General features: G+C 34.5%; 14 protein-coding genes. 13 read left to right on the top strand and 1 reads right to left on the bottom strand.

What is annotated here, in order from left to right; all coding sequences use genetic code 11:
* Positions 1 to 11: 11 nt before the first annotated feature.
* The gene (locus tag V5E38_RS21950; RefSeq protein ID WP_499211443.1) at positions 12 to 536 is read right to left on the bottom strand and encodes a phosphoheptose isomerase family protein; all 525 of its coding nucleotides are present in this window, start codon (positions 534 to 536) and stop codon (positions 12 to 14) included.
* Positions 537 to 736: 200 nt separating this feature from the next.
* On the opposite strand from V5E38_RS21950, the gene V5E38_RS21955 reads away from it, so the two are divergent.
* The 13 genes from V5E38_RS21955 to V5E38_RS22015 all read left to right on the top strand — a co-directional run bounded on the left by V5E38_RS21955 (position 737) and on the right by V5E38_RS22015 (position 13,452).
* On the top strand, positions 737 to 1,114 hold the full coding sequence (locus V5E38_RS21955) for a response regulator (RefSeq protein WP_025671030.1): 378 nt from the start codon (positions 737 to 739) through the stop codon (positions 1,112 to 1,114).
* A gap of 294 nt (positions 1,115 to 1,408) precedes the next feature.
* Positions 1,409 to 2,263: a class II fructose-bisphosphate aldolase gene (locus V5E38_RS21960; protein ID WP_069033722.1), complete on the top strand. Its 855-nt coding sequence runs from the start codon at positions 1,409 to 1,411 to the stop codon at positions 2,261 to 2,263.
* Between the two features lie 438 nt (positions 2,264 to 2,701).
* Complete coding sequence (murA, locus tag V5E38_RS21965) at positions 2,702 to 4,000, top strand: UDP-N-acetylglucosamine 1-carboxyvinyltransferase (RefSeq protein ID WP_499211444.1); 1,299 nt, start codon at positions 2,702 to 2,704, stop codon at positions 3,998 to 4,000.
* A 72-nt stretch (positions 4,001 to 4,072) separates the two neighbouring features.
* A complete protein-coding gene (gene glpX, locus V5E38_RS21970; protein WP_056469239.1) occupies positions 4,073 to 5,038 on the top strand; it encodes a class II fructose-bisphosphatase in 966 nt (321 codons plus the stop codon).
* A 354-nt stretch (positions 5,039 to 5,392) separates the two neighbouring features.
* Positions 5,393 to 6,667: a transcription termination factor Rho gene (gene rho / locus V5E38_RS21975; RefSeq protein WP_387325271.1), complete on the top strand. Its 1,275-nt coding sequence runs from the start codon at positions 5,393 to 5,395 to the stop codon at positions 6,665 to 6,667.
* Between the two features lie 159 nt (positions 6,668 to 6,826).
* Positions 6,827 to 7,072 (top strand): type B 50S ribosomal protein L31, encoded by a 246-nt coding sequence (locus V5E38_RS21980; protein ID WP_025671035.1) that lies wholly within the window; start codon positions 6,827 to 6,829, stop codon positions 7,070 to 7,072.
* A gap of 210 nt (positions 7,073 to 7,282) precedes the next feature.
* Complete coding sequence (locus V5E38_RS21985) at positions 7,283 to 7,897, top strand: thymidine kinase (RefSeq protein WP_499211445.1); 615 nt, start codon at positions 7,283 to 7,285, stop codon at positions 7,895 to 7,897.
* Positions 7,898 to 8,119: 222 nt separating this feature from the next.
* On the top strand, positions 8,120 to 9,187 hold the full coding sequence (gene prfA / locus V5E38_RS21990) for a peptide chain release factor 1 (protein ID WP_025671037.1): 1,068 nt from the start codon (positions 8,120 to 8,122) through the stop codon (positions 9,185 to 9,187).
* Positions 9,187 to 10,047 (top strand): peptide chain release factor N(5)-glutamine methyltransferase, encoded by an 861-nt coding sequence (gene prmC, locus V5E38_RS21995; protein WP_499211446.1) that lies wholly within the window; start codon positions 9,187 to 9,189, stop codon positions 10,045 to 10,047. Before prfA ends, prmC begins: the two co-directional genes overlap by 1 nt.
* Positions 10,048 to 10,185: 138 nt before the next feature.
* Positions 10,186 to 11,091, top strand: coding sequence for an ATP-grasp domain-containing protein (locus V5E38_RS22000; protein ID WP_499211447.1), 906 nt, complete (start codon positions 10,186 to 10,188; stop codon positions 11,089 to 11,091).
* Positions 11,088 to 11,945 carry an ATP-grasp domain-containing protein gene (locus V5E38_RS22005; RefSeq protein ID WP_499211448.1) on the top strand — a complete coding sequence of 286 codons (858 nt, stop codon included), beginning with the start codon at positions 11,088 to 11,090 and terminating at the stop codon, positions 11,943 to 11,945. The genes V5E38_RS22000 and V5E38_RS22005 overlap by 4 nt, the downstream gene beginning before the upstream one ends.
* Positions 11,946 to 12,129: 184 nt before the next feature.
* Positions 12,130 to 12,936 carry a stage II sporulation protein R gene (spoIIR, locus tag V5E38_RS22010; RefSeq protein WP_499211449.1) on the top strand — a complete coding sequence of 269 codons (807 nt, stop codon included), beginning with the start codon at positions 12,130 to 12,132 and terminating at the stop codon, positions 12,934 to 12,936.
* A 57-nt stretch (positions 12,937 to 12,993) separates the two neighbouring features.
* Positions 12,994 to 13,452, top strand: a complete 459-nt coding sequence (locus V5E38_RS22015) for a GNAT family N-acetyltransferase (RefSeq protein ID WP_499211450.1) — start codon at positions 12,994 to 12,996, stop codon at positions 13,450 to 13,452.
* The last annotated feature ends 79 nt before the right edge of the window (positions 13,453 to 13,531 follow it).

Consider the following 13,531-nt stretch of genomic DNA (forward strand, 5'->3'; position numbering starts at 1 on the left):
AGAATTATTTTTCAGTCGAAATCTGATAGGATTTCACTCATTGTAAGTAGTAAGCAATGATAAATAAATAATCCAGTAAGTAGGGTAGGTAAACAGATTCGGTCTCCCTCGTCAGTTGGAACAAGCTTTCTTGTTAATTCATAGTTAATAAATACATCTGCTAGTTCTGATAAATGGTCTTCTCCATTAATCCTGGTAGAGACGATCACTAATCCGATGTTTGATTCTGATAGTTTCTTAGCAAGAAAAATAGATTCTTGGTCATCCGTCTGTCTTGTAAATAAAAGTACTCGATCTACTGGAGATAATGACTGGATTTCGCCGTTAATTAACAAAGGTTTAATGGAGTCGTTTCGTTCTGCTCCATCAGTGATTTCTGAAACGATACCAGCGAATTCTTTAGTGCCATGAACATATACGCATCCTTCGCCTATAACTGCCTGAGCTAGAAAGCGTGAAGCATCTTCAAATACTTCCTCTTTCTTAACTATTTTTTGAAATACTCCATTCAATTGTGTCGAAAAAATTTTTAACATTAAGTAATATCCCCTCTTATAAAAGTATGGTCTAACCATTATACTGTAATTTAGATAGATACAAAAAAATTTAAAAAGTAATTTTTTGTAAATTTTTCAAACATATGCAGGAAAAAAGGTTTTTAAGTAGAATGTAAAAATTTAGGGGAATTTGTATTTTTTTAAGCAAGGTTATCTGGTTTAGAAAGGTGGTACTATTTTTGGGAAGTAAATTACTTATAGTAGACGATCAGTACGGAATTCGTTTGCTTTTACACGAAATTTTCAAAAAAGAAGGCTATGAGGTATTTCAGGCAGCTAATGGTTTTCAAGCAATTGATATTGTAGTGAAGGATTGTCCCGACTTAGTTATTCTTGATATGAAAATACCAGGTATGGACGGAGTGGAGATTCTTAAACGAATCAAAGAAATTAATAAAGATATTAAAGTTATTTTGATGACGGCTTATGGTGAACTCGATATTATCGAAGAAGCTAAAAAATTAGGAGCACTACAATATTTTCCAAAACCATTTGATATTGATGAAATTAAAAAGGTTGTTAGAGAACATACTTCACAACCACAATCTCAGCAGTAAAATAGCAGATGGGTAGCGGACCATCTGCTTTTATTTTTCTCTTAAAAATGTAAGCGTTTTCGGAAATTGCGGATAAAATCGGTTGAAATATCTTATGAATGTCCAAAATGTTACGAAAAAACGAACGTTAGATGATATTTGTTGTGTTTTCATTTCATTTTTTGTATTCTTAGGTTGTGATGAAAATACCTTATAATTTACATAATATAGAACAATTTGTAGCATTATATTCTTGTTAGTAAAATTATGGGTGCAGATTAATTTTCATAAAAGAGTATATAAGGAGGGCTTAAAATGCCTTTAGTATCTATGACTGAAATGCTTAATAAAGCAAAAGAAGGTAAATACGCTGTTGGTCAATACAATATTAATAACTTAGAGTGGACTTTTGCTATTCTTACTGCAGCTGAAAAAGAACAATCACCTGTAATTCTTGGTGTTTCTGAAGGTGCAGCTAAATACATGGGTGGATTTAATACTGTTGTAAAGATGGTAGAAGGTTTATTAATCGATTTAAAAATTACTGTACCTGTAGCAATTCATCTTGATCACGGTTCAAGCTTCGAAGCATGTAAAGCTGCAATCGACGCTGGATTTACTTCAGTTATGATTGATGCTTCTCACGATCCATTTGAACAAAACGTTGAAACAACTAAAAAAGTTGTAGACTACGCTCACTCTCATGGTGTATCTGTAGAAGCTGAATTAGGAACTGTTGGTGGACAAGAAGATCACGTTGTTGGAGACATTATTTATGCAGACCCAGCAGAGTGTAAAGAACTAGTTGAGCGTACTGGTATTGATTGCTTAGCTCCAGCTTTAGGTTCTGTTCATGGACCATACAAAGGTGAACCGAAATTAGGTTTCGACGAAATGGAACAAATCGGTAACGAGACTAATGTACCATTAGTTTTACACGGTGGAACTGGAATCCCAACTGAACAAATTCAAAAAGCAATCGCTCGTGGTACTGCAAAAATTAACGTAAACACTGAGAACCAAATTGCTTTCAATAAAGCTGTACGTGAATTTGTTGCAAATGATCAAAAACAATACGATCCACGTAAAGTTCTTGGACCAGGTCGCGAAGCAATTATCGCAACAGTAGCTGGCAAAATCCGTGAGTTCGGTACTAGCAATAAAGCATAATATTTTAAGTTTTTTAGCTTAAAATATGATATATTATAATAAATTAAGCCGTCTAAATTATGTTTAGACGGTTTTCTTGTTTAACAAAGCCGTTTTTAGCAATAAATTTATAAGTTTTTTCATTTAGACTTGAAGATATAAGCTAATAATGATTAGAATTAGTATAGGTCTAGTTAAGAATTTACCAAAAATCTATTTCTACTTTATTAACTAATTAAGATTTATTTAAAGGTTTTACTGAACTTTTATTGAAATTCAAGATATTGTAATTAACCAATCCGAAGCAAAAGTCTTTATATTAGACTGTGGCTCTCGTATAAACTAAGATTAGAGAAGTAGAATTTTGGAGAAAATAGGTAGAAACTATTCGACGGTTGAGAAGTTTTAAAACTTTACTTCTCTACTATTTTCTTCTGCTCATTTAGAAGGGAGTATACTATGGAAAAGCTTGTATTAGAAGGCGGTATACCTTTAAAAGGGACAATTCGTGTTAGCGGTGCCAAAAATAGTGCAGTGGCTTTAATCCCAGCAACTATCTTAGCAAGCTCACCTGTAACACTTGAAGGAGTTCCTTCTATTTCAGATGTTCAAACACTATGTGACCTTTTAGAGGAAATAGGTGGTCAAGTAGAAATATCTGATGAAAAAATAATGATTAATCCAACAAATATGGTTGCAATGCCACTTCCAAGTGGGAAGGTAAAAAAATTGCGAGCGTCTTATTATTTAATGGGTGCAATGTTAGGTAGATTTAAGCAAGCGGTTATAGGCTTACCAGGTGGCTGTTACCTTGGACCAAGACCTATTGATCAACATATAAAAGGTTTTGAAGCTTTAGGTGCAAAAGTAACAAATGAGCAAGGTGCAATCTATTTAAGGGCAGAAGAACTAAAGGGTGCACGTATATACTTAGATGTAGTGAGTGTTGGTGCAACGATTAATATCATGTTAGCAGCAGTTTTAGCAAATGGTAGAACCGTTATTGAAAACGCTGCAAAAGAGCCTGAGATTGTCGATGTAGCTACTTTATTAACAAGTATGGGTGCTAAAATTAAAGGTGCAGGTACTGATGTAATTCGAATAGATGGAGTGGAATCACTATCTGGCTGCACACATACAATTATCCCTGATCGCATTGAAGCAGGAACTTATGCAATATTAGCTGCTGCAACTGTGCAAAAAGGGGACAAGGTTATTGTAGATAATGTTATTCCACACCATTTGGAATCACTTATAGCTAAAATGAGAGAAATGAATATAGATATTGATACGAATGACGATCAAATTATCGTTTCAGGATCAAATAGAGAACTAAAATCAGTAGATATCAAAACTTTAGTTTATCCAGGGTTTCCAACTGACTTACAGCAGCCGTTTTCAGTGCTGTTAACGAAGGCAAATGGGACAGCCGTTATTACTGATACAATTTATGGTGCAAGATTTAAGCATATTGATGAGCTTAGAAGAATGAGTGCAACGATTAAAGTCGAAGGTAGTACAGCTATTATTTCCGGACCTTCACAGTTACAAGGCGGCCGTGTAAAAGCAAGTGATTTACGTGCTGGAGCAGCTTTAGTTATAGCAGGCCTAATTGCAGAAGGTAAAACAGAACTAACTGGATTAGAGCATGTTGATAGGGGATATGAGGATTTAGTAGAAAAGCTTTTAGGATTAGGAGCTAATGTATGGCGTGTTCAACTAACTAGTCAAGAAGTTGAACAATTGAAAAATGCGTAAGATTGGGTGTCTATATACTCCAGTTTAACATAATTAAGATAGTTTTCATTTACATCAAAGGGGGAGTTTTGAATGGAAAGAAGTTTATCAATGGAGTTAGTACGTGTTACTGAGGCAGCGGCACTAGCATCTGCAAAATGGATGGGTTTAGGTAAAAAGGATGAAGCAGATGATGCTGCTACAACAGCAATGCGTGACGTATTTGATACGATTCCTATGAAGGGAACAGTTGTAATTGGAGAAGGGGAAATGGACGAGGCTCCAATGCTTTATATCGGTGAGAAGCTTGGTAATGGATATGGTCCAAGAGTAGACGTAGCAGTTGATCCACTTGAAGGTACAAATATCGTGGCATCTGGTGGATGGAATGCTTTAGCAGTTATTGCAATTGCTGACCATGGTAATTTATTGCATGCTCCTGATATGTACATGGAGAAACTTGCAGTAGGACCTGAAGCGGTTGGTAAAGTTGATATCAATGCATCTGTTCTTGAGAACTTAACAGCTGTAGCAAAAGCAAAAGGAAAAAATATTAATGAAGTCGTTGCAACAGTATTAAATAGAGAACGTCATGCGAAGTTAATTGAAGAAATTCGCTCAGCAGGTGCTCGAATTAAACTAATTAACGATGGTGATGTTGCGGGTGCAATTAACACAGCTTTTGATCACACAGGTGTTGATATTTTATTTGGAAGCGGTGGAGCGCCAGAAGGAGTTATCGCTGCAGTTGCTTTAAAATGCTTAGGTGGAGAACTTCAAGGGAAGTTATTACCTCAAAATGAAGAAGAAATCGAACGTTGCAAACGCATGGGTATAGAAGATCCAAACCGTATATTATATATGGACGATTTAGTTAAGGGTGACGACGCAATTTTTGCTGCAACTGGTGTAACTGATGGAGAATTACTAAAAGGTGTACAATACAAAGGGAATGTAGGTTCTACGCAATCATTAGTTATGCGTGCTAAATCAGGAACTGTTCGTTTTGTAGATGGACGTCACAGCCTAAACAAAAAACCAAACCTAGTTATTAAATAATCAAAAAGCTTAAAAGCTTGGTTTTGATGAGGGGTAATAATGAATTAAATTCTTTGTTAACGAAATCAAAATCTAGATATTAATTTAGTAGAATAATGACTCTTCCCTTTATTTACCAAGGGAAAGAGTCATTAAATAGTTTAGTCGAAAAATAGTTGGCATAAAAAACTCTTTCGAATTATAATCTCAATAGATAGAAAACCTATTAATTCTAATTACTTAGAATATTTTTAGGGGAAAAGGTTACACTAAAGAGTAATACTTTATGTAAGTTTCCTTCAAAAAACCTTCTAAATAACCTTCCGAATTAAGAAAACCCTAATTTGAACGAATAAAAGTAAAGAGTGGTGTTATATGAGTTTAACAATCTCTGCATTAGAAAACATGAAATTAAAAGATTTGTATGAACACGCGAAGGTAATGAAAATTTCGTATTACAGCAAATTGACGAAAAAAGAACTTATTTTTGCAATCCTTAAAGCGCAAGCGGAAAAAGATGGATTAATGTTCATGGAAGGTGTACTAGAAATTATCCCTTCAGAAGGATATGGATTCTTACGTCCAATTAATTATTCACCTAGTTCAGAAGATATTTATATTTCTGCATCTCAAATTCGTCGTTTTGATATGCGAAATGGTGATAAGGTATCAGGAAAAGTACGCCCACCGAAGGAAAATGAAAGATACTTTGGTCTACTTCAAGTAGAAGCAGTTAATGGAGACGATCCTGAGAATGCTAAAGAACGTGTTCACTTCCCGGGATTAACTGCATTATATCCAAATAGACAAATGAAGCTTGAAACATCTCCTGCTAAGTTTTCTACAAGAATTATTGATATGATCGCCCCAGTAGGATTTGGTCAACGTGGTTTAATTGTTGCCCCTCCAAAAGCCGGTAAGACTGAGTTATTAAAAGAAATTGCAAATAGCATCACAACAAATCACCCAGAAGCTGAACTAATTGTATTGCTAATTGATGAGCGACCAGAAGAGGTAACGGACATTGAACGTTCTGTAAAAGGAGATGTTGTAAGTTCGACTTTCGACGAAACTCCTGATAGTCATATAAAGGTTGCTGAATTAGTATTAGAACGCGCTATGAGACTAGTAGAGCACAAGAAAGATGTAATTATTTTAATGGATAGTATTACTAGGCTTGCTCGTGCGTATAATTTAGTTATTCCACCAAGTGGTCGTACGTTATCAGGTGGTATTGATCCTGCTGCATTCCATAGACCAAAACGTTTCTTCGGTGCTGCACGTAATATCGAAGAAGGTGGAAGTTTAACGATTTTAGCAACAGCTCTAATCGACACTGGCTCACGTATGGATGATGTTATTTATGAGGAATTTAAAGGTACAGGTAATATGGAGCTTCACTTAGATCGTTCATTAGCTGAACGCCGTATTTTCCCAGCAATTGACATTCGTCGTTCTGGAACACGTAAAGAAGATCTATTAATACCAAAAGATCATCTGGACAAGCTATGGTTAATGCGAAAAACAATGTCAGATATTCCAGACTTTGTTGAACGTTATTTCAGAATGATGCGTCAAACGAAAACAAATGAAGATTTCTTCAATACGATGACTGAAGAAAGTAGAAAAACGCCAGTCTCTAATAAATAGTTGGAAGATAAAAGCAATCTCAAAGAGAAATAGTGGGTTGCATTCTCCCGGGTTAGTTGCTATAATTTCATTTGTATGTGAAATGTAAATTATGTGGTATACACATGGTTTCTTATAACTCTGATTTCAAGGATTTCAGGGCGGAAGGAGATGAAAGACATGAAAGCGAATATTCATCCTAATTACAAGAAAGTAGTGTTTATGGATATTAACACTGGTTTCAAATTCTTAAGCGGATCAACAAAATATTCTAACGAAACAATCGAATGGGAAGATGGCGAAACTTACCCTCTAATCAAAGTTGAGGTTTCTTCTGATTCTCACCCATTCTACACTGGACGTCAGAAATTTGCTAACGCTGCAGGACGTGTTGAACGTTTCAACAAAAAATACGGCCTTAAGTAATATTGATGAAAAGCAGGCGAGTTATTGCTACTTTGCCTGCTTTTTTTACGCATTTATAGTCAAATAACATATAACTCTAATTCAATTTAGTGAATTTTTATATAAATACTAAAAGATACTTACACGAATTATAAATACTGCTGAATTAACAGCCGTTTAAAATAAATAATAAAATAGTCTTCGTACTGATATAGAAAGGTGAGACACATAATGTTCTTTATGATGAAAAAAAATGGTTGGATTGAAATGATTTGCGGAAGTATGTTTTCTGGAAAATCAGAGGAACTAATTCGCCGTGTTCGTCGTACGCAGTTTGCTAAGCAAAGCTGTGTTACATTCAAGCCATCAATTGATAATCGATACAGTGAAGTAGAAGTGGTGTCTCACACAGGTATGAAAGTACCTGCTTATGCAGTAACACACTCATCACATATTCTTAGATACGTAACAGAAGAAGTTGAAGTAGTTGCAATCGACGAGATTCAATTCTTTGACGATGAAATAGTTATGGTAGTTCAACAACTTGCTAACTCTGGAAAACGTGTGATTTGTGCAGGTTTAGACCAGGATTTTAGAGGCTTACCATTTGGTAGAGTACCTGAAATATTATCAATTGCAGAACATGTAACAAAATTAAACGCAGTTTGCGCTTCATGCGGCTCACCTGCAAGTAGAACTCAAAGATTAATAAATGGTAAACCAGCTTTATTTGAAGACCCTATTATTTTAGTAGGTGCATCTGAATCATACGAACCAAGATGTCGTCACTGTCACGAAGTACCAACGAAAACAATTCAACCAGCACTTCAAAGTCAGAACGATTAATTTTACAGTAGGTTGAAAATTAGCTATTAAGACCATATACTAAGAAATGTGGAGAAAGCTCGCCCAGTTCGAATGGAAAATTATCGAAGAGCTAGCTTTCGGAACTGAACAATAATAATTGTGGATAAAGTGTTTTAGGCGCTTTTACCTTAGAATTAAATAAGCGATTTCGAATCGCTTTTTTCGATATATATTTAAGACGAAAATGTCGAGGTGAAAATTATGTTTGATCGATTACAAGCTGTAGAGGATCGCTATGATAGATTAAACGATTTACTTAGTGACCCGGAAATTATAAACGATTCAAAAAAGTTACGTGAATACTCAAAAGAACAGTCAGACATACAAGAAACAGTTGATGTATACCGTCAATATAAATCAGTTAAAGAGCAAATTAAAGATGCAAAAGCTATGCTTGAAGAGAAGCTTGATGCTGATATGCGCGAAATGGTTAAAGAAGAATTAAATGATTTGGAAAACGAATCAAAGGATCTAGAAGAACGTTTAAAAATCCTTTTAATTCCAAAAGATCCTAACGATGATAAAAACGTTATCGTTGAGATTCGTGGTGCTGCGGGCGGTGACGAAGCTGCATTATTTGCTGCTACGTTATATCGTATGTACAGCCGTTTTGCTGAGGTTAACGGATGGAAAACAGAAATCATTGAAGGTAACTATACTGAGCTAGGTGGCTTTAAAGAGGTTATCTTTATGATCAATGGTAAAGGTGCATATTCAAAACTAAAATTTGAAAATGGTGCACACCGTGTTCAACGTGTTCCTGAAACAGAATCAGGTGGACGAATTCATACTTCAACTGCAACTGTAGCAGTTTTACCAGAAGCTGAAGAAGTTGAAATTGAAATTCATGAAAAAGATATTCGTGTAGATACATTTGCTTCAAGTGGTCCTGGTGGTCAATCAGTAAATACAACGATGTCTGCAGTGCGTTTAACTCATATTCCTACAAATACTGTAGTATCATGTCAGGATGAAAAATCACAAATTAAGAATAAAGAAAAAGCGATGAAGGTTCTTCGCGCTAGGGTTTATGATAAATTCCAAAGAGAAGTACAAGCAGAATACGATCAAAATCGTAAGCAAGCTGTAGGTACAGGTGATCGTTCTGAACGTATCCGTACGTATAACTACCCACAAAACCGTGTAACTGACCACCGAATTGGATTAACAATTCAAAAGCTTGATCAAATCGTTGAAGGTAAAATCGACGAAATTATTAATGCGTTAATAATGGATGATCAAGCAAAACGTATGGAACAAAGTCAATAATGACAACAAAGATATATGAAGCCCTAAAATGGGCTTCTTCTTTTTTACAAGAACACGGTCGTGATGAAAATGTGGGTGAAATTGTATTAAAACATCTTTTGGGCTACAATCGAACAGAATTATTGCTAAATATGAGAGAAGATTTAGAAGAGAATCATTGGATGGAGTTTAAAGAATTGGTTCATAAGCACATAGATGGCCAACCAATCCAATATTTAATAGGATATGAATACTTTTATGGCCGAAAGTTCTTCGTTAATGAAGAAGTACTAATTCCAAGACCAGAAACAGAGGAGTTAGTGGAAGGTGTACTGCATCGTATTCAAAAGCATTGGAAAAATACAGAACAACTTGAACTAGTAGATGTAGGTACTGGCAGTGGGGCGATTGCAATCTCACTTGCGCTTGAAAATAAACAATTAACAGTTCATACAGTTGATATTGCAGAAGAATCTATCCAAGTTGCTAAACAAAATGCACAAGAGTTACAGGCGAATGTCCACTTTATACACAATGATTTACTGAATTACTTTATCGATGAAAATAAGACAGTTGATATTGTTGTATCAAATCCGCCGTATATTCCGCATGAGGATTGGTTAGGTTTAGATGAAGTAGTTAAGGATCATGAACCATACCGTGCTTTAGTAGGTGGCGAAGATGGTCTTGATTTTTACCGTCGTTTTGCAAATGACTTACCTAAAGTATTAAAAGAAAAATCACTGGTTGCATTTGAAGTAGGTGTCAATCAAGGTGAACAGGTTGCAGACATTTTAAGGAAAGCTTATCCGAATTCAAATGTTGAAGTAGTTTTCGATATTAATGGCAAAGACCGTATGGTTTATATGGTAAATGGCTAATCTAAATAGTGAATCGTAATGATATTGACTAGAAAAAGTCCATGTATTACGATTCTTTTTTTTGTGTTAAAGTTGTAAAAGATGAGGAAAAATTTCAATCAAGAAAAAACAAAAACATTACGAAAGAAGATAGTTAGAATGAAAAAGTTTAAAGGATGGATTGTATTTAATGGTCATATTACAGCTACAAAATTTACTGAACTTTTCGAATGGTTACAAGATACAGCAATCGCAAAAGGAATAGATGTTTCTTTAGTTAAACATTATGAACTAATTCCAGTAATCGAAAAGGGTCAAGCGATTTTAAAAGGAAAATTCGCGAATGAGAAACCTGATTTTGTAATTTTTTGGGACAAGGATGTTCATTTAGCAAGGCATTTAGAAAATATGGGGCTAAAATTATATAATTCTGCGAGAACAATTGAAGTTTGTGATGATAAGGCTTTAACTTTTCAGGCATTATCGAACTTCGATATACCTATGCCAAAAACAATTACGGCTCCGCTATTGTTCCCTAATTGTGATTTAACAAACTATGATTTTTACGATGAAGTCATACAGGAATTAGGTTTTCCTTTAATTATAAAAGAGTCATTTGGTTCATTCGGTAGACAAGTTTATTTAGTTGAGAATAGAGAAGATTTTTTTAAGAAGGTAGACGAACTAAAGCACAAACCACATATTTATCAAGAGTTTATAGAATCAAGTAGAGGGACTGATATTCGCATCCAAGTAGTAGGTAAACAAGTAGTGACAGCAGTGTTAAGAAAATCAGAATCAGATTTTCGTGCAAATGTTACAAACGGTGGAAAAATGTATAAGTATGAGCCGACAGAAGACCAAATCAATTTAGCACTTAAATGCTCTGAAATAGTAGGAGCAGATTTTGCAGGGATTGACTTATTGTTTGGAGGAGACGGAAAAACATATATATGCGAGGTTAACTCAAACGCACATTTCAAAAATATTTATCTATGTACAGATGTGGATACAACGAAATATATTATTGATTATATTATCTGGGACTTGGAGAAAAACATATGATTGGTTGGCTAATCTATTCCGAAGCAGATGCAAAAAGAAACAGAACGTATATCGACTGGCTAGTAAGCGGAGCATTGGAAAATGGATTTGAACTAAAGTTACTATATACAGAAGATATTGTAATAGGTATTCGAAACGGTGTTAATATACTTTACGATCAAGGTAAAGAATTAAGCAAACCGGCCTTTGTAATCATGAGGGCTATATCACAAATATTATCTTCTCACTTTGAAGAAATGGGGATCAGAACATTTAATAACCAGACGATTGCAACAATGGCCAACCACAAGTTTCTAACACACCAGAAGCTTTCTAGTCTAGGTATTCCAATGCTAGACACTTTGTATTATAAAAAAAGTACAATGACAAAATCCTTAGAAACAGTCCAATTCCCTTGTGTGCTTAAGAATTGCACAGGAAGAGGTGGAAGCGAAGTATATTTTATAAATAATCAAGAAACGTTACAGGAGATTGTGCAGAACTCAAATTTTGATGAACTATTAATTCAAAATGTTGCAGAGCAATTAGGTAAGGACTTACGAGTTTTCATTATCGGTAAAGAAATTATTGCAGCTGTTTTAAGATATTCAGAAAAAGACTTTCGAGCGAATTTTTCTCTTGGTGGAGGCGCAATGCTTTACGAACTTTCCCAAAAGGAAAAAGAACTTATTCAGAAAATAGTCGATCACTTTGATTTCGACTTCGTGGGAATTGACTTCATGTTTGATGCAAACAACCAATTGATCCTAAATGAAATTGAGGACGTAGTAGGAAGTAGAACATTATATACAGTATCAGATATAGATATTGTTTCGTTGTATATGGATTATATTAAAAAGCAGATAAACTGCTAGAGAAAAAAGATTTGTAAGATATCTTGGAAATAAAGAAAGCTTTTTTAGAAAACGAGTACTTTTAACTGGAAATCATCGTTTACTTTCTAATCTAATAACCAAGAATCTATTAAAAAAAATAGAATACTAGTGTTTAAGAAATAATCAAATTGTCTACACTGTTCCTAGAGGGATGGTGGAGAGAATGAAAACTAAAAATAAAACGAAAATAACATATAAAATTATTTCTTTATTTATCATATTATTGATTAGTTCATCAGTGTTACTGCCACTTAGAGATACAAATGCAAAAGGTAATGAAATGGTCGTAATTCCTAAGAAAGCTGTAAGACTACGAATTCTAGCAAATAGCGATTCTAGTGAAGATCAAGCTCTTAAACGTAAGGTTAGAGATGAAGTTAATGCTCAAATTAATACTTGGGTAAAAGATTTAACAACTTTCGAAGAGGGACAAAAGGTTATTAAAAGTCATATTCCTGACTTACAAAAAACGGTTGCACGTGTTATTAAAGAAGAAGGCTCAAATCAATCATTTACTATTACTTACTCAAAAAAAGTTAAATTCCCTACAAAATTATATGGTAGTTTCTTATATCCTGCTGGTGATTACGAAGCGGTTTTAATTAAACTTGGTGCAGGCCAAGGAGCAAACTGGTGGTGCGTATTGTTCCCACCATTATGTTTCCTAGATTTTTCAAACGGTGATGCAACTTTAAGTAAAGAGTCACTACAATCGCAACAAAAGGTAGAGCATGAAACAAAAATCGAAAATGAACCAAAAAGAGAGTTTAAAAAACAAGAGGCATTACGTTTAAGCAATGATGATTCTAATATTGCAATAAAACAAAACAATGAATCCTCTTTAGAGGATGATACTGAGGACAAGAGCAGTGAAGATGCGGTTGTGGCTTCTACTCTACCTGGTGATGAACCAAAAGATGAGATTAAGGTAGAGAGCTTCTTTGTACAAATGTTAAAGCAATTATTTTAGTTCTAGCAATCTCCCTATGCGCATAAAGTATTACAAGCATACTAGGGAGGTTTTTTTATGAAAATACGTTCAGCGATTCAGGAAGACTTTGAAACAATTTTTTCATTCTTGGGACAAGCAGGATTATCTACAAACGGACTTGAGGACCAACAAGAATCATTTTTCATAATGGAAGATGAGTTTGGGAAAGCACAAGCTGTAATAGGGTATGAACAAGATGGAGAAGAAGCGTTATTAAGATCACTAGTAGTTGCACCTACCATTTACTCACAGCATATGGTACTCTTTTTACAAAGTGTTCTTGATAAACTAAAAGAAGAAATGATTAGTAAAGTATATTTATTAACAAGACAGCATGTAGTTCAAGACTTATTCCTTTTACTAGGTTTTGGGCAAGTCGAACAGGAAAATGTTTCGAACAGTATTAAAGAAATGAAGCATTACCAAACTACTATTACGAATGAAGAAGTATTAGTTTACCAAAAAGAACTATACACAAAGTTATCCACAAATTAGCAAGTTTTGTCCACAATTTGTGGATAAAACTTGCTTTTCATTCTTTGGATAATGTCTAAATTTGTAAAATATACACTAT

Origin of the sequence: Rossellomorea sp. GAMAL-10_SWC, assembly GCF_049568075.1 — a bacterium.
Lineage (GTDB): Bacteria > Bacillota > Bacilli > Bacillales > Bacillaceae_G > Gottfriedia.